The following is a 21,564-nucleotide window of genomic DNA, read 5'->3' on the forward strand; positions in this document are numbered from 1 at the left end:
TGACTATCAAGAAATGAAAAAGGAAGGAAAGAAATATGGCAAATATATCTGACCCTATAACCATTGGCAATTTAGAGCTTAAAAACCGTATCATTGTTGCTCCTATGATGAAAGGCATTAATGATGATGATGGTTGGGTCAATGAAAAGGTATGTGAAGCATATGAGATTGAAGCACGAGGCGGTGCCTCTGCCGTAACTGTGGGAGCATCGAATATTCGACCTGAGGGGCAGGGCTTTAGAAGACAAAATAGTATTACTGATGATTCCAAGCTTTCCGGTTTACATTTACTCGCTTATGCGATTAAAAGAGGGGGCGCAAAGGCATTTATACAGATTTTCCATTCGGGTGCCATACCCAGCCCGCTCAAGGTGTTGAGGGGGTTAATGCCAGTAGCGCCGACGAAGAGACCGTGTTTTCTTGATCCAACGTTTATTTGCAGGGAACCGGATGACGCTGAAATATGGGAGATTATTGCTGCCTATGGAAAGGCAGTTGCGCGAGCACGCGAGGCCGGATTTGACGGTGTTGACATCCATGCAGGCCATGGTGGATTGATCCAGCAGTTTCTTTCATCTATTTTTAATAAAAGATCGGATATTTGGGGACAGCAAAAAGAAAAGTTTGGCCTGGAAGTAATTAAAGAGATTAAAAAACAAGCGGGTGAGGATTTTCCCATAATTTGGAGAATAAGCCTATATGAATTTTCAGGGCCAGAGGGATTTAGTGAAAAGGATTCGCTAGAAAAATGGATTCCACTGTGGGAAAAGGCGGGAGTATCAGCTTTTCATGTTTCGGCAGGCGGCGTTATGACGATAGAAGCACTAGTGGGAGCAGTTCCGCCAATTTATTCTCCAATGGCTTGTCTTATTCGATATGCCAAAGCGGTTAAAGAACGAACTAGTCTTCCCGTTATTGGCGTAGCCAAAATAATGAACGCACAACTTGCACGTTCCATTATTAAAAGTGAAAATGCAGATATTGTAGCGGTTGGGCGCCCCATTACGGCAGATCCGGAATTCCCAAAAAAAGTTTTGGAGAATAGAGATGATGAAATTCGAAAGTGCATTGCATGCAATTGGTGTCTTACGACACACTCGATGATGAACGTCGAGTCAAGATGTACTGTCAATGCCGCGTACAATAGAGAAGCAAAATACCGGCTAACTAAAGCAGAGCGTTCGAAAAGAGTGATGATTATAGGCGGCGGAGTAGCCGGAATGGAAGCCGCGAGAGTGCTTCACCTTAGAGGACATCAAGTAATTTTGTTTGAAAAAACGGAACGGCTCGGTGGATTGGTCAGGGAAGTGGCCTCAAAAATTCCAAGGCTTCGCACAAAGCACTTAAACCACGCTTCTGAGTATCTTATAAACGAGATGGCCCGACTGAAAATTCCTACTATCACAGGATTCGAGGTTACTATGGGCACAATTCGTGATGTTAAGCCTGATGTAGTCATTGTGGCGACTGGATCAGTAACCGGAGATCCGCCTAACATAGCAGGAATAGAAAGAAAAAATGTGCTTAATTATGAAGACTATATACGCGGTACAGTTGAAATTCCGCAGGGAAAACACATTGTCATAGTCGGCGGGAACGAAGGCTCTGAGATTTCCGTATCGCTTGCAAGAAATAAATGTCAAGTTGTGCTGGTTGAAAAAGGCAAGGAAATAATGGCGACGTCATACCTAAGCAAGGATCCAATTCGGAAATTGTGTCTTCAAAAATACATAGAAGAAGAACGTGTTCAAATAATGACAGAAACTGTTGTTAAAAGTATAGATGACAACGAGGTATGGGTAGAAACTACCGAAGGAGAGAAAAAGATTTTAGCGGATTATGTAATTTTGGCGACGCATAGGAAAGCGCATAATCCTTTTAAACAGGAAATTCGCAAAATTATTGAAAACGTATATGAAATAGGAGATTGTGTGGAGCCACGATCAATTACAGAGGCTATTGACGATGCAAATTATTATAGCCGCTTTGATATTTAAAGAAATAAGAACTCGCTTTTTGTAAAGAAAAATATAGACAATTGCAATAGCTAATCGGGCTGAAGCCCACCCCAACATGTTGGGGTGGGCTTCAGCCCGATTAGACCTGATAAAAAAGAGCGAATAAATTAAAGAAGAATTAGGGCGTTGTTGATTGGATATTACAGGAATTGGTTATGGCAGGGCTGTTTTTGGTCGTAGCCGCTCCTTAAGTTTTTTAAACTATTTCGAAAAATGCTTAGTTCCAATAGTAATAAGCGCATTGGGAGTCCGAATCGTCATAGGTTAATTTGGGGATATAGGATGGGCTTTCAGGCGGCGGCGCATGATTTCGCGTGTCCCATAGATGCAGATGCCATAAAATTTTTTGTATGATTTCCGCCTGATCGACTATAGATAGGATTTTCATGGCGCCCTGGCATTTGGGGCACACCAAGGGATCGACCTCATACACCTTTAGGATCAACCGCGCCCAATTCCTTCTGAATTTTTTTGATGACATTTCGCCGGGTATAATGGTTGGAATTTCATCGACCGCATCGCGCTATTTGCGATGCCCCGCAAACGTCGCCCCTATCGGAATAAGCCTTACGGCCCAAACTCCAGCTCGTAGACCGAGGCAGAGCTCCACGACGAAGCATAGTCAGGCGGTACCCAACCCGCGAATATCAGAGTGCTCAACCGTCGTTATTGCAAACCCCGCCTCTATCCAAATGCTCGATGCAAATCGTCACACCCATTATTTTGGGATATGGATAGGTTTTTTCTATTGACAGATGTTCAACCATATCAGGGGAGTAATTTGTCCCCCCTGTTTCTTTTTTCACCAATTTTGGACGCGATGAACAGCAAGGCCGCAATGATGCCGATCACGATGGCGCCATAGATCACCAGACTGAATACATTGGGCTCCCAAGGCGAAAGCAACCTGTCTTGCGTCACTGAATGCATACTATTCGATTCAATTCGTCCCAATTCGGATTTTCAGGGTCTGCAACGGGTGCCATGAGGTGACTGAATAAGACTAGTGAGAGAAAAGCCGATTGTCAAATGTCAAATCATCAAACAATGCGGCGTATTTTTTTATTCTCTATACCAAAAACTTTTATTTAAAAAAAAGACCTTTCATGTTAGACATATCCATAACGCGTTCGACGCAATCGTCATTGTTTGTGAATTTCATTCACACACCGCTTACAGGTGTATCCGAATCAACGATTCGTGGAGTCGTGAGCATGACGTTATCCGTTAGAAAGATCGCTATAGTCCTCATTCTTAGCACCGCGCAACTTGGGTTTTCTGGTGCCGCCAGCGCTGCACAAAGTCGTGGTATTCATTTCGCCGACACCATCCAAGTAGAAGGTTATAAATTGGGTTTGCGGGGTGTTGGAATCCTACAAAAATTCATATTTAAAGGCTATTTGGTGGGGCTTTATCTCCCCGAAGGCGTGGCGGTTAAAGATGCCTTGACCGATGTGCCAAAGCGGCTTGAATACTATTTTTATAGGGATATGGCGGCCGAAGATTTCCGATCCACCGGCGCGCCGCTTATGGCGCAAAACGTGGGACAAGCTGAAACGGACCGCCTGGAACCGAAATTGGCGGCGTTTAATCAACTATATAGGGATGTTAAAGAAAAACAGCGATATACGATCACCTATATCCCCGGGAAGGGAACTGAATTAGGCCTGGAAGGAGAGTCCCTCGGTTGGGTGCCCGGGTTCGAATTTGCCGCTGCCTATTTTGCCATTTGGCTGGGACCAAACCCAGTCAGTGAAGAGTTAAAAGAGGGGCTGCTCGATCCTGAGACAGCCGCGCCTGACACAAAAACAAATTGAACGGGAATCAGGCTAAGAAGATATGCTTAACCTCCTATTTATTCAAACCATCGTCATGGCGGTGGCTGCCTCCATGTGGTTCGGACTGGCCGTCCTTCGAAAGCGTAACGACGTGGCGGACATGGCCTGGGGTTTGGGCTTTATTCTAACGACGGCTGTTGTCGTTTTGTATAAGGATGCGGCTATCTCCTTGCGAGGTTGGCTGATGGTTCTGCTTGTTTCCGTTTGGGGGATTCGGTTGGCCATCCATATCGGGATGCGTCATCGAAGAAAGGGGGAAGATGTTCGATATCAAAATTGGCGAAAAGCATGGGGGAAGCATGCGCTTCTCTTTGCCTATTGCCAGGTTTTTCTGCTGCAGGGCCTTCTGGTATTGATCATTGCCTTTCCCGTCACCTGGACCATGATGGCGCCGGTTACCCCTTTTGGAATGATCGACGTGATCGGTATGGTGCTTTGGCTGACCGGGTTTCTTTTTGAGGCCATCGGTGATTATCAATTACGATCGTTCAAGAAACATCCTGAAAATAGAGGACAGATCATTCAGTCCGGTTTATGGAAATACTCCCGACACCCCAATTATTTCGGTGAAGTTTTACTCTGGTGGGGCATCTATTGTATTTCGTTAGAAACGCCGGGCGGCTGGATGACCATCATCGGCCCGCTTATGATCACCTATCTAATCTTGTTTGTGTCCGGCATCCCCATGCTGGAAAAGACATATCAGGGCAATCCGGAGTATGGCCGTTACGCGATGCGAACCAGCCGATTTTTTCCAATGCCGCCTAAAAAAGGAGTTTAAACAATGATCCATTTTTTAAAACTGTTTTGTTTCGCGGTGACGTTAACCGTTTTGATTGACTGTCTTTGGCTAGGTGTATTAATGAATCGTTTTTACATTACCCAATTAGGCGATTTGGCCCGTGGTGGCAGCCAAGGGTTCAAACCCTTGCTGCTGCCGGCAATGGCGGTCTATATTTTCATTCCCTTCGGCATTTTACTATTTGTACTACCGCGCATTAACCCAACCTACCTATTTTCGGCGCTGGGATGGGGATTTCTTTTTGGGCTGACGCTCTATGCGGTTTACGACATGACCAATTACGCGTTGATCCGGGATTGGCCGCTGAAGATGTCCCTGGTGGACATCTGTTGGGGCGGCACCCTGTGCGCGATTGTGAGCTATGCAACCGCACGATTCGACCTGTGGCTGAGATAATCGGAGGCCTTATATGCGAATAGCCATCATCGGTGCCGGGATATCCGGATTGGTGTCCGCCTATCTTTTAAAAGACGATCACGACATCATCGTATTTGAAGCCAACGATTACATCGGCGGCCACACCCACACGATTGATGTCAATCAAAACGGCACAACCCACGCCGTTGACACCGGTTTCATTGTCTTTAACGAGGTTACCTATCCGAACTTTTGCAAATTGCTGAAAAAACTTGGTGTGGCATCCCAACCCACGGTTATGACGTTCAGCATCAAGTGTGAAAAGACCGGCTTGGAATACAATGTTAAAAACCTTAACACCCTCTTTGCCCAGCGGAAAAATCTTTTGTCACCTTCCTTTTACCGACTGTTATGGGAGATCTTCCGCTTTCGCAGGGCGTTTAGCACCATTTTACAAAAGACAGATCAGGAAATGGGCATTCGACCCTATCTACGATCCCATGGCTACAGCGATCGCTTTATCGACCAATTCGTGGTGCCTATCGGATCCTCCCTTTGGTCCGCTGATCCGGATGCGTTTGGCGATTTCCCACTGGGTACCTTTGTTCAATTTTTTCAAAATCATGGTTTCATCAACCTTAAAAATCCACTGCAATGGCGCGTGATCACCGGCGGATCTGAAAGATATGTGGATAAGCTTGCCGCCTCCTTTAAGGAACGCGTCCGCACCCAATGCCCGGTGCGCGAGATTCGGCGATTACCGGATCATGTAGCGGTCATATCAGGCAACGGTGAAACCGAGACATATGACCAGGTCATTCTGGCTGTTCACAGCGACCAGGCACTGGCAATGTTATCGGATGCGTCTCCCACCGAAAAGGAAATTTTAAGCGCCATACCGTATCAGGAAAACCTGGTTCAGCTTCATACCGAAACCGCCATCATGCCAGAACGTCGTTTCATATGGGCCAGTTGGAACTATTTGATTCCTTCAAAAGGCTCGGGAAGGGCTGCCGTCACCTATGACATGAACATTCTTCAAGGACTTGAAGCCAAAGAGGAGTTTTTAGTGACCCTCAATTGCGCGAGCACCATAGCGCAAAAAAAGGAAATCGGCCGCTACATTTACCATCATCCGATCTACAGCACCCAGGCGCCTGTCGCCCAGGCACGTCACCATGAAATTAGCGGCGTCAATCGTACCCATTATTGCGGCGCGTATTGGGGCTTTGGGTTCCACGAAGACGGGGTCAAGAGCGCGCTTCAGGTGTGCAGGTCTTTTGGAAAGGGACTCTGATATGAAAAGCGCCCTTTATTTTGGACAGGTTCGCCACCGCCGCACCAAACCTGTACTTCATGGGTTTCGCTACAACCTCTTCATGGTTTACATGGATTTGGCCGAACTCGATACTGTTTTTGAAGGCAATCCGTTCTGGTCGATCGGGCGACCGAACATCGCCTGGCTTTGTAGGACCGATCATTTCGGCGATCCTCGCATTTTTTTGGATCAGGCAGTGCGGGAATTGGTGGCAGAAAAAACCGGCCGAAACCCCACAGGTCCCGTTCGAATGCTAACCCATCTGCGCTATTTCGGCCATTGTTTTAATCCGGTGACCTTTTATTATTGTTTTAGTCCCGACGACACGGTCGTTGATACCATTATTGCTGAAATTCACAATACGCCCTGGGGCGAAGTGCATTGCTACGTGTTGGACCGGACAAATAACCTTGGAAACCAAGCGCATCAGCGGTTTCATTTTGCAAAAGCGTTTCATATTTCGCCCTTTATGCCCATGGACATTACCTATGACTGGGAGTTTGACCGGCCCGGGGAGGCATTGTATGTTCATATGATGGATAAGGTAAACGGTGAGCCGGTATTTGAAGCCGTACTTAATCTAACGCGGCAAAAGATAACAAACCGTGAGCTCACGTTGACGTTGCTTCGGTATCCGCTTATGACCGTAAAGGTTATTTCAGCGATCTATTGGCAAGCCTTGCAGTTACGGCTTAAAGGGGCCGTCTATTATCCGCATCCTGAGTAATTAACCCGCCTCAGAGCAGGCGGTTCTTGGTTGCAGCTATAGGGAGGCAATTAAAGAATGAATTCTTCAGGTTCTTTTACGCAAACCGCCTCAAAATCTAAAGCAGTAGCAATTCGCAGGCCCGGTCTGATCCAAAGGTTTGCGAGGCGGGTTCTGTTTTCTCTTTTGAACCGTGTGGTACACGGGAAACTGATCGTAAAAGACGGCCAGAGCCAGCATGTCTTTGGTCGTACAGATGCGAATGCAAAGGTGCGCGCCGTTGTGACGGTTCATGATCCGAGGTTTTATACGGCCATCGCCTTCGGCGGCAGCATCGGTTCAGGTAAAGCCTATATGGCCGGCTATTGGAGCTGTGATGACCTGACGGCATTATTTCGCATTGTGGCCAAAAACAAGGATGTCATAGATAATATTGAACTGGGCTGGGCGCGACTACAAGCACCGCTTTACAAAAAGTTCGCGAAAGCTCGCCGCAACAGCAGGCACGGCAGCCGCAGGAATATTGCTGAACACTATGATCTCGGTAATGACTTCTACGCGCTTTTTCTTGACGACACCATGGCCTATTCTTCCGGCATATTTATAACTAGGTCATCCCGGTTGAAGGAGGCATCTATTGAGAAATTTGATCGCATTTGCAAAAAACTGGCCATCGGCCCCAAAGACCATGTCCTTGAAATCGGCACCGGGTGGGGCGGCTTTGCCCTACATGCTGCAAGCCGATATGGATGCCGGGTGACCACCACTACTATTTCGGAAAAGCAATTTGCCTTTGCCTGCCGGCGAATTCACGATGCAGGGCTATCCGATAAAGTGATGATCCTCAAAAAAGATTACCGGGATTTGACGGGTCGATACGATAAATTGGTTTCGATCGAAATGATCGAAGCCGTCGGCCACCCATATCTTGACACATTTTTTAAATGTTGCAGTGACCGGTTGACAGAAAACGGTATGATGCTACTTCAAGCCATTACCTTACCGGATCAGTCCTATGATCTTCAATTGAGAACCGTTGATTTCATTAAGCGCTATATTTTCCCTGGCAGTTTTATTCCGTCGATCACGGCCATCAGTAACGCGATGACACGAAGTACGAATCTTCGGCTTTTTCACCTCGAAGACATTTCACCTCACTATGCAACCACATTGCGACTATGGCGGGAACGCTTTCGAGAAAACCTTACCAAGGTTCGGGAGTTGGGCTTTTCCGAATCATTTATTCGCATGTGGGAATACTACCTTTGTTACTGTGAAGGTGGTTTTCAGGAACGCTATCTTGGGGATGTTCAAATGTTGTTTGTAAAGCCCTTTTGCCGGCGCGATCCGATATTACCGCCAATCCCGTCCATATAAGGAATAGGATATGCGCAAGGTTGTCGACTTTATTGCCTTTCAAACGATTTGGGTTGCGTGTGTCTGGGGCGCAGGCAAGGGCTACGGCTGGCTGGGCCCGGCGACACTTGGCGCTTGGTTGCCAGCTTATTTATTTTTAAGCAAAAGAAGAAAAGAAGAAGCCCTCCTGGCCGCCGTGTGCGGCATGATAGGCTTTGGGGTCGATACGCTTCACACTCTGCTGGGAATTTTCATGCCTGCCCGCTTTATACTACCGGATCCCTTTTGCCCGCTGTGGCTTCTTGCCTTGTGGATCAATATGGCACCCCTTATTAACAGCAGCCTCAGCTGGCTTCACGGACGATACTTTTTGGCGCTGTTATTCGGGGCCTTGGGAGGACCACTTGCCTATTGGAGCGGCATGCGGCTCGGTGCTATATCATTTGGTCAACAACAACCCTTTGGTCTATTGGTCCTTGCATGCTCATGGGCTGCGATGTTTCCGCTTCTCCTATGGGTTTCCAATCGCCTGCGATCGGTTGGGGTGGTTTCTACGCTCAAAAACACAGCATGTTTGCTTGTCAGCCCCCAGAGGGGCGGGGTAAAAAACTACTTGAGGAATTGGTACATAATTATAAATGGTTGAAGCACAAAATCCTGTCTCTCATAACTAGTCAAAAACTTGCGGCATTATCTACCTTTGACGAGATACAGCCACATGCCAGCCTGGTGGCCATTGCCGCAGAACGCAAGGTAAAGAAAATCTGTTTTCCAACACCGGAACCCACTCGAAAATATGCTAATTTGATAAAAATCCGAGAGTGGCACCCTTGGTCGTGGTCGATAACAGTAAAAATCAGTAGACGGATATTCATGGGACGGCTGCCGTAATCATTACCGGCATTGCAGGCCTATTCCAAAAAAACTCTAATAAAACGGCCTTGCTTCACTCAGAATCAGCCCCGTGCTTCCCTGGAAGCCACCCTGAAGATGAAAAAAGGCGCGGGCCGGTTTTTTCCTCGAATACGATTTTTTCCTGAAGTTTGATGAGCCCTTGCAACACCGCCTCGGGCCGGGGCGGGCATCCGGGAATATAAACATCCACCGGCAAAATCTGATCAATCGATCCGCCTACCGGGGAGAAAGCCGCAGCATCTCCATGCCGAAACGCGCCAGATCATACCGCGCGGTCAGCGCTGTCGCCTCCTCTACAAAGCAACAGGACGGCCTGAAAAACATGGGCCAAAGGGGGTTTTTGGAATTCGGCTGTTCGGTACCCTGGGGGCCGGATGGCAGAAACCAACAGGTACTTAGCTCTTTCATGAATTGCAGTTTCCCTCTGTGTTAAGATTGGGATAGAAGGGGCCTGTGGATAGGAAATGAGACTAGGTGTTGACGCTATCAGTTCATGTTGATATTAATATCGACATGAAGGCCGATCTGATTTATCGATTTGAACAGGATTTTGGTGATGGCGCAATGGTGCGGATGGTGGTTTGGAAAGTTCCTAGTCAGATAGCATTTTCCGATTATTCCTTCAAATGCCACCTTGTCTACCTTTAAGAAGGCAAGCGTATGATCGGTTTTGACGGGGAATTCTTGCGGCGATTCAGAAAGCGGGGCCTTCCGACATCAGGGCGCTGGCAAGGGTTATAAAGCGCGATCCGAGCGCTGTTTTGCGGGATATTGCCTTACTATCCGAGAGGGGGTTGATGGAGAAGAACAATGCAGGAAGGCTTTTTGTCCCATTCTCTCGAATTCATGCTGAATTTGATCTTTTGCAAGCGGCTTAAATGATTCGGTCATCCGGTGAGTTGCATCTGCCCCGTCTGTCCCTGTTTCTGCCAACGTAACTGCACCCATAAACATACGGCCTTTCAGGAAGGTAGAAAGAGAAAAGGCAGAGACAAAAAACCGACTCTTATAGTAGCATCGCGACCTGCCATGAACATAACTTACAGTTACGGTGACCTGTTAAAGCAAAACGTTGAGGTTATCGTGAACCCGTGGAATCGAAATATGATTCCCTGGTGGCTGTTATTGCCGCAGGGGGTGTCCGGAGCCATCAAAAGGCATGGGGGGACCGCACCTTTCACCGAGCTTGCCAAATTTGGCCCCATACCACTCGGAGAAGCCCGCCTGACGAGTTCCGGAAACCTTAAATTTAAAGCGATTATTCATGTGGCCGGCATTAATCTGCTTTGGATTGCCACAGAAAGATCCATCACCCATTCGGTTGTCTCCGCGATGAAATTGGCTGAAGAACACCGATTCCAGTCCATTGCATTCCCTTTGATCGGCGCCGGTTCCGGTAACAGGGGAAAAGATATCTCGAGAACCACGATGCTGCGTGCATTTGAAAGGTTAACTTCCAGCATACAGGTGTCACTTGTCGAATTCAAAAAATAGAGCTTGCTATTGCGGATCCCTTTCCGCTGAATTTCTCGAAAAGCATAAGATACCATATGGTTACTGTGGTATCTGTGAGCGATGCGGGAAACCCGGCCATACGCAGCATTTCCCCGGAGCCGTTCCATACACGGGCGCCTGGTGTGATCGATGCCTAAAAAAAGTGGCCTTTCTGTATTGGCTTAAACCCATCCTTTTTATATCAATTAGTTGCGTGATAGTCATCCTGGTCATCATGTGGGCAAACGGCTAACCGGTTCCGCCGGCCGGAAGCCCGGGAAACGAGCCTCATTGAAGGTTTTGAGGCCTATATGGACGTCTTCCCCTTTTATTCCAGCAGATATGGAACCGAGCCGATCGATGAACCGTTCCCGTTGGGAATGCTCAGTCGCCAGATTCTACCCTCCAGCCGCAGGGGGCCTTGCACGGGAATAGGTTTGCCCACATGGTTGCGTCTGGTTTTCTGTCCCTTCCGGTTCAAGGATTCAAAGACATAGTCCACCTGCCGAAATGCCTTAACGATGCCTCGTGATCGTCCGTTGGGTGTTAATATCACCGTGTAGGTGTACCGGAACCAGGCCTGATCCCCCGAAGGACGGTTGTCGGTAGCGGTGATGGTGCACCGAATCGGAGAGCGCAAAACCGCCAAACCATCCGTATCAATCCTCACTTCGGCGTTTGAACTCTCGAAGGTCACCTGAAAAGACCTGTTGACAGAGATCAGGGCTTGCCTGGCATGAGGATCCAGCCCGCCTGTCAGATCCGTCGGCTGTAACGGAGGCGGCGGTGGCGGTGGTGGTGGCGGTGGCGTCGTCTGACGTCGGCAGCCATACAGGTCCCCGCCATAGGTACTGAGTTTATTCATCTGCGATGATGCCGCGGAGCGATTAATCCAGGTTCCAGCCGGGCCTGATCCGGCGCCGCCGGCGTTGTCAATTTGCCATCCTTCCCGAATCGCCAACGGCGTCAGAACGCCCGGTGAGGAAACCCGGTTTCCGCCAACATTCGTTAAGTAAAATTCAAAACAGTTGGGGCCCATGCCGTTGGGTTTCCGGAGAATCTGCCATAATGCCTTTGGGTTTTCCTGGTCGGGGGGAGGGGGCCATCCGACGCTGAATGCGGGCGGCTGCATTTGGGCAACGCCCCTGCAGCCATAAGCATCGCGACCATAGCTGCTCAGATCGTTCATCCGTGAGGAGGCGGCGCTGAAAATAAACCAGGTTCCCTCTGGGCCTACCCCACGTCCCCCGCTGTCATCGATTCCCCAGTTTTCCCGCCTTGCCAATGGGGTTAATATTCCGGGTGACGCCACCCTGTCGCCACCGACCACTGCCAGGTTGAATTCAAAGCAGTTGGGTCCCATGCCGTTGGGTTTGAACAAAATCTGCCACAAGTCCTGCACGGGATATTGTATCGGCGTACTAGGCCATCCGATGCTGAATGGCGGTTGTTGGATCAGCGGCGTACCGGTCTTGCAGCCGTACCAGTCATCGCCCAGAGGAGAAAGCTGATTGACCCTGGCCAATGCAAATTGCCTGTTTTTCCAGACCCCATTTTCCCATGGACCCCTTCCGCCAACGATATCAATCCCCCAGTTCTGCCGCATGCCTTCGCTGGAAAGGACATTTACGCTTGTGAGCAATGGGCCGCCGACTTCCGCTACGGCAAATTCATAACAACCGACAACGCCGCTGGCATCCGGCCTGAAAAGAATCTGATAATCAACCGCATTGGCGTCAAAAGCGAAGAATGACATGGAAAACAAAAAAATGATGATAACCACAATGTGCCGGCACAAACATTTGATCATTCGCCCCCCTGATTCTTATCCAATTTCCTCCGTTCACTACAAAGGAATTCTTAAAGTAAAATTAAAAAATTATAAACGTTAAAATCATATTTCCGAATCATATTTCCGAATTTGCACAACCACGACAAAATTGTTATTATATTTTTTTATATGAATAATGTAGAGTATTTTCTTCGCACCCAATCAAAAAGCCGTAAAAAATAAAAACAAGAATATCCTTATGCGTCTGAAATGCAAATTGACAAAATTGATCAAGGGTGTTGGCGGGTTTTATTTCAACCGGAGGAAGACATTGAGTATGCTGAGGAAAAAAATGTTAATCCAACGTGGATATTGGCCTAAACAGGCAAAGCCGGACGCTGGGCGGCTGGACAGCTCGGCTGCTGGGCTGCCAACGACCTGCTCCAGTTATGCACGCTTTTTCGTGCGTGTTTCTGATAAAGGGCCTACTAAATGGGGCATTTTGAAACTGGCGCTAATGATCGCCGTCAGCCTTTCCATATGCGGGTCTAAAGCGTTTACAGCAGATTTTAAAAGCCCCGAGATGACTAAACCAAAACAGGATAAATTCGAACGTCCTCAAAAAATTGCCGCTTCAGACCGCGAAGTCGATAAAATGTTTTCAGCCGTATATGAAAATGATGTGGATACGGTCCTGCAGCAACTCGAAAAAGGGGTGAATGTCAATGCAAGAGACGATACTGGTCAAACGCCGCTGCATATTACCCAGAACAAGGCCATGGCGGAGATGTTGATTAAAAAAAGCGCTGATGTAAATGCCGTTGACCCGGAAAATATGACTCCCATTTTCAATAAGGAAATCGAGCTGTCAAAAATATTGGTTGAAGCAGGCGCTGATATCAACTTCAAAAGCAAGCGGGGCAATACGCCAATCATTTGGTATGCCTACAGCGGCTATACAGAGGGAATCCAATATTTGGTTTCACTGGGCGCATCTGTGAATGTCAAAAATTCAGACGGACAAACCGCCTATGATGTCGCTGAAAAATTCAGCCATTTTAACTTGCTGGAATATCTCAAATCAATTGGTGCTCAAAAAGGGTATAGTCTTCCATAAAAAACAACGGCATTGTTATCAGCTGGAAAGACGCTTCAAGGCCGCAATGATGAAAGGCTCTTCACGATCAGGCCGTGAAGAGCCTTTGTTCATTATGCGGAAAATGAGTCGAAACAGGGTTGAATGTTGAAAAATATCTTCATCGGCAGGCAATGGCGACCGCCGCAACCGTCTGCCGTCTATCGTTAAAACGATATGGCCAGCTTAACCCCCCCATAGAAAAAATTGGAGTCGTTGCCAAAGCTGACCGCTTCAATAAGATCCTCGGATTCACCGGACAATGGGAAAGAATAATTGATCGACGGCGTCACGGTGCACCAGTCGGTTATGGGGATATTCAGTCCCGCCCAAAGGGTGGCATCATGAAATTCACTGTAATCTCCGCCGTCCAACGCGCCGTCCTGAATATCATAATATCCAACCCATCCGCCGACATCGATGGACCAGCTGTTTTTGAGCTCGAAGCTGTGAGACAAGGCGAATTTGAAATACCATGTGTCCGCCGAGTGTTCAATGCCCCGATAAATGCTGATGGCCGGCGAAAGGGGCACATCAACCCCGAACGTGGCATACACTTCCTGATCTTCGCCGCCGTCAAAATCATAATAAATCCACCCCAGCGAATAACTGAGTATGCCGATACTGTTGCCGTAGAACAGGGTCAAGTCGGTTTCATTTAATTCGCTGCCGTTGTCGATCGTATTCCCGTAATAATCGGTATCCAGATCGGCCCACATATCAAAACCAAAGCCTTTATAGGAAACCGTTGTTTGAGGAAAAAGAACGATGCTGTCCTTGCTGAGGGCATACCCGCGCCATATATACTGAGAATAAACGGTAAGCGACATATCACAGGTTGGTTTTTCATCCGATGCAACCGCAGCCGAAAAACATGACACCATGCCAACCATCATAACGATCAGTCCCAGATAAACCTTTCCGAATTTCATTATCAAGTTCTCCTTTTGAATTGATTTGCTTCCTTTGTTACAAATACATTTTTTAATTTGGGTTATTTACTTTTATGATCGTAACACAAACGTTCTCTTCTCCTTTCTCATTAACCAATTGTTTGTTATGCCATCTTTCAGTCGCCTATCCCGGCAAAGCCGAAAGATGGGCTGCTCGGCGGCTGGGCTGCCAAACGACCTTATCCAATGATGCATGCTATTTCGCGCATGTTTCCGACAAAGGATCAAACCACCGTCTATGCCTGTTCGGCCAGTTTCGCGGCCATGCTCATCTTGCCGGCAGCAGATCCGGATACCGGCGGGGCTGACGTGCCGTGTGTCGAGACACCGAAGTCCGGATAAGCAATCCCACCGTGTTCCGCATGATCGAGGCCTTCGAGTTCTTCTTCCGGGGAAACACGCAGACCGATGGTCTTGTCGATGATTTTAAACAAGGCGAAGGCTGTCGGAAAGGTCCACAAAAAACAAGTCGCTATTCCCAGTAACTGCACACCGACGATTGACAGGGTGGCGCCTTCGATGTTGAAAAGCCCGGCCGCCAGCGTTCCCCATGCGCCGCACACCCCATGAACCGACACCGCGCCGACCGGATCATCCACCCGCATCTTTTCAAAGAAGAGCACGGAGAAGACTACCAGTACACCCGCCACACAACCGATGATGATCGAGCTACCCGGCGTGACGTTGGCGCATCCGGCTGTAATTCCGACCAGTCCGGCCAGCGCGCCGTTTAGACTCATGCCCACTTCGGGTTTGCCGAATCGAATCCAGGACGTAAACATGGCGATACAACAGCCCGCCGCAGCGGCCAGGTTCGTGTTGACAAAGATCATGGCAATGCTTTTATCCGCCGTTGTGGTGGAGCCGGGATTGAAACCGAACCAGCCCAGCCAAAGAATGAAGACGCCCAGAGCCGCCAGAGGAATATTATGCCCCAGAATGGGTCTTGCCTTGCCGTCTTTTCCGTATTTGCCAAGTCGCGGTCCCAGCACGATGGCACCGGCAAGAGCTGACCATCCGCCGATCGAGTGCACAACGGTTGAGCCCGCAAAATCGATAAATCCAAAACCTTCCAGCCACCCTTTGCCGTGGAACAGGCCTCCCCAGGCCCAACTGCCGAATATCGGGTAAATCAAGCCACTGATAACCACGCTATAGATAAGGTAGCCCGAAAATTTGGTTCGCTCGGCCATGGCGCCCGACACAATGGTGGCGGCTGTCGCAGCAAATACAACCTGAAACATCCAGAAGGCCAATACCCACGGATCGCCGCCCGGCGTAAAATCACTTAAGAAAAATCCCGAGGTGCCGAACCAGCCCGTCTGCGAGGCGCCGAACATGAGGCCAAAACCAACCGCCCAGTAGACAATGGAGCCCATGGAAAAATCCATGAGGTTTTTCATCATGATGTTAATAGCGCTTTTGGCGCGGGTAAATCCGGCCTCCACAAGCGCAAAGCCCGCCTGCATGAAAAACACCAAGGCAGCGGCCACCAGCGTCCACAGATAATTGGCATGGGTCTGAATCAAATCGATGGCGTCCTTGTTGCTGAATACCGTCGGATCAGCATCCGCCGCCAGGGCCGTCGAAACACCCGCCACAAGAATCCCTGATAAAAGAAGTGCTTTTTTCATAATGCGTGTCTCCCATATATTTAATTTGGAATCCATGAAACAAAAATGTAATTTTTGATCATATTATTAAATGGCATCTTTGCCCTTTTCACCGGTTCTTATTCGCGTCGCCGATTCAACCGGAAGCACAAAAATTTTACCGTCTCCGACCTTTCCGGTATTGGCGCTGGCCCTGATTTCTTCCACCACTTTATCGGACATAATGGCTTCCACCACGATTTCGATTTTGATTTTCGGTATAAATTCCGTTTGATATTCAGCGCCTCGATAAATTTCGGTATGACCGCGCTGTCGCCCATAGCCTCTGACTTCGGTAACTGTCATTCCCTTGATGCCCAGCCCATTCAAGGCATCTTTGACATTATCCAGTTGAAAGGGTTTGATGATGGCCTCGATTTTTTTCATTGAAACAATCTCCTTGGGTTGATATCGTTCGCTCCTCTTGACAAAGTTACACTGAATATAAGCAAGCAGTGTGCCAGGAGATCTAATAATATTTAACTGTTTATATTCTTTATAATATTTTTATTATGGTCGGGAATTAAGCTGGCGGAGAGCACCCAAAAAAAACGACAAATTTGTAGTTATGTAGAACAATTTTGTTTTTTTTGAATATTAAAAAGAGGGGCTTCATGCGTTAAGCTGTTATAAAAATAGTGCTATTTATCAACAGCAATCCGGTTAGTGCATCTTGCATGTTCGCGCAACCGTGCACTATGTTATTATCCGATTTTCATACTTTACGAAGAAAAATGAGCGGGTAACTGTATGGCTGCAAGGCGATAAGCGGATAAAAAAGCGGTTTAATGATGTAAGGCCTTAATCCTCCTGCCCGACCCGGTGAATTTTAATCATGTTGGTGGACCCAACCTTTAACCCCATGCCGATAACAAGCACGATCAGATCATCTTTTGAAAAAGCGCCCTTGTTGATCAGCAGATTTTCGCTGGCTTCAATCAGCCTTTTGGCATCAATAATTTTGGCGACAAACATGGGAACCACGCCCCATATGAGGCTGAGGCGGTTGTAAGTCTTTTTGCTGGAAGTAAAGGCATACACGGGCCTTGACGGCCGTTGTTTGGAAACCTGTTTGGCGGTTTTCCCCGATTGAGAAAAAACCAGCAGGCATTTTGCGTCCGTTTCATGAAGAAGATTCACCGCGGATTGTGCCACGGCGTGCGCGATAATGTCTTTCAGATTCTGTTCGTAATACATATTGTAGTTCATGAAAGGGGATTTTTCAGCCTCTGCGGCGATCTTGGCCATCATTTGAACGGCCTGAACAGGATAACTGCCCGAAGCGGTTTCTCCGGAAAGCATGACAGCATCGGTCCCATCCAAAATGGCATTGGCCACATCCGATGCCTCGGCGCGCGTGGGAATCGGGTTGATGGTCATGGTTTCCAGCATCTGCGTCGCGGTAATCACCGGTCTGTTTCTCCGCACAGCGTTTTTAATAATCTGCTTCTGAATGGTCGGCACCAGCTCGGGTTGCATTTCGACGCCCAGATCCCCGCGCGCCACCATGATGCCGTCCGCCACATCAAGAATAGCCTCCAGATTCTCCACCGCCTCTTGTTTTTCAATTTTCGCAATCACGGGAATATTCACCCCTTGAGCGTGCATGAGGGCCTTTATCTGACACAGGTCATCGGCTGTTCTCACAAAGGAAAGGGCAAAATAGTCGACCCCGTTTTGAATGCCAAAATTAACGTCCTTCTTATCTTTTTCCGTCAGGGAGGGGGCTGAAACTGTAACACCCGGCAGGTTGATGCCCTTGTTTTCCTTCAGCACGCCGCCATTGATCACGCGGCACAAAACGGTGTCCCCGGTTTTTGATTCCACTCGCAGACGAATCAGCCCATCATCCAATAAAATGGCATTCCCGGTTTCCACATCCGATGGAAGATGCTGATAAGTGGTGGAAACGATTTCCGCCGTGCCGAGTATCGGCCTCGATGTAATACTGAAAACCTGATTGGCCAAAAGGAGAACCGATTGCCCGTCCACAAGCTTCCCCACCCGGATTTTGGGGCCTTGAAGATCCAGAAGGATGCCCACGGGTCGGCTCATGGATCTCGACAGAGAGCGGATCATTCGAATAACCTCCGCATGAGACTCATAGTTGCCGTGAGAAAAATTTAAACGCGCCACATTCATGCCCGCCTCGATAAGCGCTTTTAGGACCGCCGGTGTGTTTGACGCCGGGCCGATGGTTGCAACGATCTTTGTCTTAATGTTCATGAATCGGTCATCCTCAAAATCTTAAATATAATCGGCTTAAAAAAGCGCTTTCAGGCGCATTCTTCGGATTGATACCATATAGGTTTCGATACAACGATTCAAGGAAGATATATGGAGAGGCCGGCAAAAGCGGCTTTTGGGTTAAAAACAAAATGGCTCAATATAAATATCGACTCAAACCATGTGGCACATTCTCCTTGAACAGACTTTCCCTGAATGCTAATGAAAAACCTCAATCAATCGATATCAAGTCAATGAGGTTCTTGAATGCCATCATACACTCTGAGCGAGCTGGCGGAACATGTGGCCGGTAAGGTTATCGGCGATCCGAATCTGGAAATCCGTGCTGCTGCAAGTTTGGAACAGGCCGCCAAAGGCGATATCAGCTTTCTGGCAAACCCCAAATACGCGCCCCAAGTTAAAACCACGCGGGCTTCCGCCATTGTTGTAAAGGAGACCACGGAAACTTCAGCTTCCCTGCTGCTTTGCCAAGATCCCTATTACGCGTTTATGCTGATTACCGTGTTGCTGCACGGTCATCGTCGCCATGCCTTATCCGGAATCAGCAACCGGGCCGCCATCGCACCCGATGCCGTTATCGGGACCGGCACCTGCATCGGTGATTTTGCAAGCTTATCCGAATATGTCAGCATCGGTAAAGACTGCGTCATTTATCCGGGCGTCTTTATCGGTTCGGGAACTGTTATCGGTGATAACTGCATTCTCTATCCCAATGTCGTCATTTATGAGCGCTGCCGAATCGGCAATCGTGTCATTATTCACGCAAACGCCACCATCGGCGAAGATGGGTTCAGTTTCGCCACGCATAATGGGGTTCATTACAAAATTCCGCATATCGGAAGCGTGGTGATAGAAGATGACGTGGAAATAGGCGCTGGTAGCGGTGTCGAGCGCGGATCCATGGGCGATACCCTGATTGGGCAAGGGTGTAAGGTAGGCGATTCCGTGGTCATCGGCCATGGAACCAAAATGGGACCTCACTGCCTGCTGGTGCCCCAGGTGGGCATTGCCGGGTCCACGACGCTGGGTCATCACTGTGTGGCCGGCGGTCAGGCGGGCATTGCCGGGCATTTGAATATCGGTAACGGCGTGATGATCGGCGCGCAGTCCGGTGTGGGCGATGACGCCGCCGATGGGGAAAAACTGTTTGGATACCCCGCGTATAAAGCGGAAAAAGCCAAACGGGCCTATGTCCTGATTCGGCGACTACCGGAAATATGGAAGGAATTGAAAAAATTAAGGGCCCGCGTGGATGAAATTGACGGAAAGGGGTAACCCGCTCACGAATTCATAAAATAGGCCTTCACCACTGTTTTGAGCATCTTTCCCATCGTGTTTTTAGGTATCTCGTTTATAAATAGTATTTCTTTCGGGCATTTCCAGTCATGAAGCCTTTCTTTGCAAAAGGCCTGAATTTGAATTTTGGTTAAATGGTATTCCGGTTTGACCACCACCGCTGCAGCCACTTTCTCTCCCCATCGATCATCCGGCACCCCCACGACCGAAGATTCAATCACCCCTTCCATTCGGTTGATCACCGTTTCGACTTCTTTTGCTGACACATTTTCACCGCCTGTAATAATGATGTGCTTCATGCGATCGGTGAGATAATAATAGCCCTCTTTATCCATTTTCCCGAGATCTCCGGTTCTGAACCAACCGTCGACAAAGCTCGCCGCGGTCTCATCGGGTTTTCGCCAATATCCCGGCGTAATGGATGGGCTCTTAAGCCACAGTTCTCCGATTTCTCCGATATTGACATCTTTAAATGTAACCGGATCGACGATGCGAACCGCAACCCCCGGCAAGGCAAGGCCGATCGATCCCGGCTTTTGTTCCGCGCGCAGCGGATTCGAAAAATTCATGCCGGTTTCCGACATGCCTTCTCTTTCAACCGGCCGAATACCGAACATCTTGTGAATCCGCTCAAACGCCGCGGCCGGCAGCGGCGCCGAACCGGAGGTCAATAACCGAAGTGAACTGAAATTCACCGGTCTTTCCCGGGAAAAATTCATTAATTTCGTATACATGGTTGGAACCGCCATCAACACCGTACACGCTTCGCCATCTGTCTTCCCGGATAATTCATTCAAAACGATTTCGGGCATGAACTGGTCCAGCAGACGTACGTGCGCGCCGCTGAACAAGGGGGTATGAAGTGCAAAACACAGCCCGTGAACATGAAAGAGCGGCAGGGCATGGCATAGAATATCTTTTTGCGTCATTTCCCAGATTGCAATAATGTTTCGGGCATCGTTTACCAGGTTCTTGTGGGTAAGGACCGCGCCCTTGGGGTTTCCCGTGGTACCGGAGGTATAGATGATAAGCGCCGGATCTTCAGGGGTGACGTCTATTTGAAGCCCGGGCACTGCGGCCCCTCGGAAACGGTCGACTTTCCGGTAAGGCTGCTGTGTCGAAACCGTAACCACTGGAAGGGTCGAATCGATGGTTTCGATCAGCGCTTTTCTTTCGGATTCCGTAATAACAAGGGCTGCATCCGCATCATGCAGCAAATATTCCAGTTCGGTTTGTTTAAAACCCGGGTTAAGCGGCACGGCGATGGCCCCCAATTGCAGGATGGCAAAATGGGCCACAACGGCCGATAGCGATTTTTCAATCAACAGAATGACACGGTCGCCCTTTTGAACACTCAAAGATGTCAGGAAAAGGGCAAATTGACGAATCTCATGATATAATTGCGCGTACGTCAATTGTGTTTCTATTTTCCCGGCGCGTAAAAAGCTGATCGCCAGTCTATGCCCCCATTTCCCTGCGGCCGCCTCAAGCCAGCTGTTTATCGTATCCATTCCCATTGGTAACCCTTCACGTTCGCCATTCATTTTCAAAAAACTAGCCAAAGATAGTTGAACTTTTGTATCTGCTCTGCCTTTATCAAGTGCTGATGCTGTTTTCAATGCCTTGGCCCTTGCATTTTGAACTGAAAATTGGCAATGTAGCGCCCAAGCACCAGCAGATGAATTTTCTGAAATATACCCATTTTA

The 21,564-nt window shown here is 48.5% G+C and carries 19 protein-coding genes and 1 pseudogene; 11 read left to right on the plus strand and 9 right to left on the minus strand.

The genetic code is table 11. The features are described 5' to 3' along the window. The first annotated feature begins 35 nt into the window (after positions 1–35). Complete coding sequence (locus RBT11_11875) at positions 36–1,997, plus strand: FAD-dependent oxidoreductase (GenBank protein MDX9787472.1); 1,962 nt, start codon at positions 36–38, stop codon at positions 1,995–1,997. Between the two features lie 238 nt (positions 1,998–2,235). Here the strand turns inward: RBT11_11875 and RBT11_11880 are convergent, their stop codons facing one another. Together RBT11_11880 and RBT11_11885 are read right to left on the minus strand one after the other, a co-directional pair. Continuing rightward, positions 2,236–2,463: a hypothetical protein gene (locus RBT11_11880; protein MDX9787473.1), complete on the minus strand. Its 228-nt coding sequence runs from the start codon at positions 2,461–2,463 to the stop codon at positions 2,236–2,238. Positions 2,464–2,786: 323 nt separating this feature from the next. After that, positions 2,787–2,948: a hypothetical protein gene (locus RBT11_11885; GenBank protein ID MDX9787474.1), complete on the minus strand. Its 162-nt coding sequence runs from the start codon at positions 2,946–2,948 to the stop codon at positions 2,787–2,789. 92 nt (positions 2,949–3,040) lie between these two features. Here RBT11_11885 and RBT11_11890 point away from each other — a divergent pair, with 92 nt between their 5' ends. Genes RBT11_11890 through RBT11_11920 form a run of 7 tightly spaced genes read left to right on the plus strand, consistent with a single transcriptional unit; the run spans position 3,041 to position 9,041 of the window. Next, complete coding sequence (locus tag RBT11_11890; protein MDX9787475.1) at positions 3,041–3,835, plus strand: chalcone isomerase family protein; 795 nt, start codon at positions 3,041–3,043, stop codon at positions 3,833–3,835. Positions 3,836–3,857: 22 nt separating this feature from the next. Further along, entirely contained in the window at positions 3,858–4,637 is a 780-nt protein-coding gene (locus RBT11_11895) for a DUF1295 domain-containing protein (protein ID MDX9787476.1), read from the plus strand. Positions 4,638–4,640: 3 nt separating this feature from the next. Then, a complete protein-coding gene (locus RBT11_11900) occupies positions 4,641–5,054 on the plus strand; it encodes a DUF2177 family protein (GenBank protein ID MDX9787477.1) in 414 nt (137 codons plus the stop codon). Positions 5,055–5,067: 13 nt separating this feature from the next. After that, positions 5,068–6,312 carry an FAD-dependent oxidoreductase gene (locus RBT11_11905; GenBank protein MDX9787478.1) on the plus strand — a complete coding sequence of 415 codons (1,245 nt, stop codon included), beginning with the start codon at positions 5,068–5,070 and terminating at the stop codon, positions 6,310–6,312. Between the two features lies 1 nt (position 6,313). Next, positions 6,314–7,060 carry a DUF1365 domain-containing protein gene (locus tag RBT11_11910; protein MDX9787479.1) on the plus strand — a complete coding sequence of 249 codons (747 nt, stop codon included), beginning with the start codon at positions 6,314–6,316 and terminating at the stop codon, positions 7,058–7,060. A 57-nt stretch (positions 7,061–7,117) separates the two neighbouring features. Next, complete coding sequence (locus tag RBT11_11915) at positions 7,118–8,416, plus strand: cyclopropane-fatty-acyl-phospholipid synthase family protein (GenBank protein MDX9787480.1); 1,299 nt, start codon at positions 7,118–7,120, stop codon at positions 8,414–8,416. Positions 8,417–8,426: 10 nt separating this feature from the next. Beyond that, positions 8,427–9,041, plus strand: a complete 615-nt coding sequence (locus RBT11_11920; GenBank protein ID MDX9787481.1) for a DUF2878 domain-containing protein — start codon at positions 8,427–8,429, stop codon at positions 9,039–9,041. Between the two features lie 381 nt (positions 9,042–9,422). Here RBT11_11920 and RBT11_11925 read toward each other — a convergent pair. Then, a pseudogene (locus RBT11_11925) lies at positions 9,423–9,652 on the minus strand (hypothetical protein). A 687-nt stretch (positions 9,653–10,339) separates the two neighbouring features. Between RBT11_11925 and RBT11_11930 the strand changes: the two are divergent. Further along, the gene (locus RBT11_11930) at positions 10,340–10,804 is read left to right on the plus strand and encodes a macro domain-containing protein (GenBank protein MDX9787482.1); all 465 of its coding nucleotides are present in this window, start codon (positions 10,340–10,342) and stop codon (positions 10,802–10,804) included. A 328-nt stretch (positions 10,805–11,132) separates the two neighbouring features. Here RBT11_11930 and RBT11_11935 read toward each other — a convergent pair whose 3' ends face one another. Continuing rightward, positions 11,133–12,614 carry a hypothetical protein gene (locus RBT11_11935; GenBank protein ID MDX9787483.1) on the minus strand — a complete coding sequence of 494 codons (1,482 nt, stop codon included), beginning with the start codon at positions 12,612–12,614 and terminating at the stop codon, positions 11,133–11,135. 298 nt (positions 12,615–12,912) lie between these two features. Here RBT11_11935 and RBT11_11940 point away from each other — a divergent pair, with 298 nt between their 5' ends. After that, complete coding sequence (locus RBT11_11940; GenBank protein ID MDX9787484.1) at positions 12,913–13,692, plus strand: ankyrin repeat domain-containing protein; 780 nt, start codon at positions 12,913–12,915, stop codon at positions 13,690–13,692. A 185-nt stretch (positions 13,693–13,877) separates the two neighbouring features. Here the strand turns inward: RBT11_11940 and RBT11_11945 are convergent, their stop codons facing one another. From RBT11_11945 to pyk, 4 genes are all read right to left on the minus strand, one after another. After that, entirely contained in the window at positions 13,878–14,642 is a 765-nt protein-coding gene (locus tag RBT11_11945) for a hypothetical protein (protein MDX9787485.1), read from the minus strand. 257 nt (positions 14,643–14,899) lie between these two features. Further along, the gene (locus tag RBT11_11950; protein MDX9787486.1) at positions 14,900–16,297 is read right to left on the minus strand and encodes an ammonium transporter; all 1,398 of its coding nucleotides are present in this window, start codon (positions 16,295–16,297) and stop codon (positions 14,900–14,902) included. 66 nt (positions 16,298–16,363) lie between these two features. Continuing rightward, the gene (locus RBT11_11955) at positions 16,364–16,702 is read right to left on the minus strand and encodes a P-II family nitrogen regulator (GenBank protein ID MDX9787487.1); all 339 of its coding nucleotides are present in this window, start codon (positions 16,700–16,702) and stop codon (positions 16,364–16,366) included. A 414-nt stretch (positions 16,703–17,116) separates the two neighbouring features. Next, positions 17,117–18,541, minus strand: coding sequence for a pyruvate kinase (gene pyk / locus RBT11_11960; protein MDX9787488.1), 1,425 nt, complete (start codon positions 18,539–18,541; stop codon positions 17,117–17,119). Positions 18,542–18,808: 267 nt separating this feature from the next. On the opposite strand from pyk, the gene lpxD reads away from it, so the two are divergent. Then, on the plus strand, positions 18,809–19,837 hold the full coding sequence (gene lpxD / locus RBT11_11965; protein ID MDX9787489.1) for a UDP-3-O-(3-hydroxymyristoyl)glucosamine N-acyltransferase: 1,029 nt from the start codon (positions 18,809–18,811) through the stop codon (positions 19,835–19,837). Between the two features lie 5 nt (positions 19,838–19,842). Here lpxD and RBT11_11970 read toward each other — a convergent pair whose 3' ends face one another. Further along, complete coding sequence (locus RBT11_11970; GenBank protein MDX9787490.1) at positions 19,843–21,369, minus strand: AMP-binding protein; 1,527 nt, start codon at positions 21,367–21,369, stop codon at positions 19,843–19,845. Between the last annotated feature and the right edge of the window lie 195 nt (positions 21,370–21,564).

The sequence above is a fragment of the Desulfobacterales bacterium genome (assembly GCA_034003325.1).
In the GTDB taxonomy this organism is placed as follows: Bacteria; Desulfobacterota; Desulfobacteria; order Desulfobacterales; family JAFDDL01; genus JAVEYW01.

What these genes read in the sequence shown, in the direction of transcription:
- RBT11_11920 (MDX9787481.1), top strand. Translation starts at nt 8,427, where the DNA reads ATGCGCAAGGTTGTCGACTTTATTGCCTTTCAAACGATTTGGGTTGCG.
- RBT11_11930 (MDX9787482.1), top strand. Translation starts at nt 10,340, where the DNA reads ATGAACATAACTTACAGTTACGGTGACCTGTTAAAGCAAAACGTTGAG.
- RBT11_11910 (MDX9787479.1), top strand. Translation starts at nt 6,314, where the DNA reads ATGAAAAGCGCCCTTTATTTTGGACAGGTTCGCCACCGCCGCACCAAA.
- RBT11_11935 (MDX9787483.1), bottom strand. Translation starts at nt 12,614, where the DNA reads ATGATCAAATGTTTGTGCCGGCACATTGTGGTTATCATCATTTTTTTG.
- RBT11_11950 (MDX9787486.1), bottom strand. Translation starts at nt 16,297, where the DNA reads ATGAAAAAAGCACTTCTTTTATCAGGGATTCTTGTGGCGGGTGTTTCG.
- RBT11_11970 (MDX9787490.1), bottom strand. Translation starts at nt 21,369, where the DNA reads ATGGATACGATAAACAGCTGGCTTGAGGCGGCCGCAGGGAAATGGGGG.
- RBT11_11900 (MDX9787477.1), top strand. Translation starts at nt 4,641, where the DNA reads ATGATCCATTTTTTAAAACTGTTTTGTTTCGCGGTGACGTTAACCGTT.
- RBT11_11940 (MDX9787484.1), top strand. Translation starts at nt 12,913, where the DNA reads ATGCTGAGGAAAAAAATGTTAATCCAACGTGGATATTGGCCTAAACAG.
- RBT11_11905 (MDX9787478.1), top strand. Translation starts at nt 5,068, where the DNA reads ATGCGAATAGCCATCATCGGTGCCGGGATATCCGGATTGGTGTCCGCC.
- lpxD (MDX9787489.1), top strand. Translation starts at nt 18,809, where the DNA reads ATGCCATCATACACTCTGAGCGAGCTGGCGGAACATGTGGCCGGTAAG.
- RBT11_11955 (MDX9787487.1), bottom strand. Translation starts at nt 16,702, where the DNA reads ATGAAAAAAATCGAGGCCATCATCAAACCCTTTCAACTGGATAATGTC.
- RBT11_11945 (MDX9787485.1), bottom strand. Translation starts at nt 14,642, where the DNA reads ATGAAATTCGGAAAGGTTTATCTGGGACTGATCGTTATGATGGTTGGC.
- RBT11_11875 (MDX9787472.1), top strand. Translation starts at nt 36, where the DNA reads ATGGCAAATATATCTGACCCTATAACCATTGGCAATTTAGAGCTTAAA.
- RBT11_11885 (MDX9787474.1), bottom strand. Translation starts at nt 2,948, where the DNA reads ATGCATTCAGTGACGCAAGACAGGTTGCTTTCGCCTTGGGAGCCCAAT.
- pyk (MDX9787488.1), bottom strand. Translation starts at nt 18,541, where the DNA reads ATGAACATTAAGACAAAGATCGTTGCAACCATCGGCCCGGCGTCAAAC.
- RBT11_11915 (MDX9787480.1), top strand. Translation starts at nt 7,118, where the DNA reads ATGAATTCTTCAGGTTCTTTTACGCAAACCGCCTCAAAATCTAAAGCA.
- RBT11_11895 (MDX9787476.1), top strand. Translation starts at nt 3,858, where the DNA reads ATGCTTAACCTCCTATTTATTCAAACCATCGTCATGGCGGTGGCTGCC.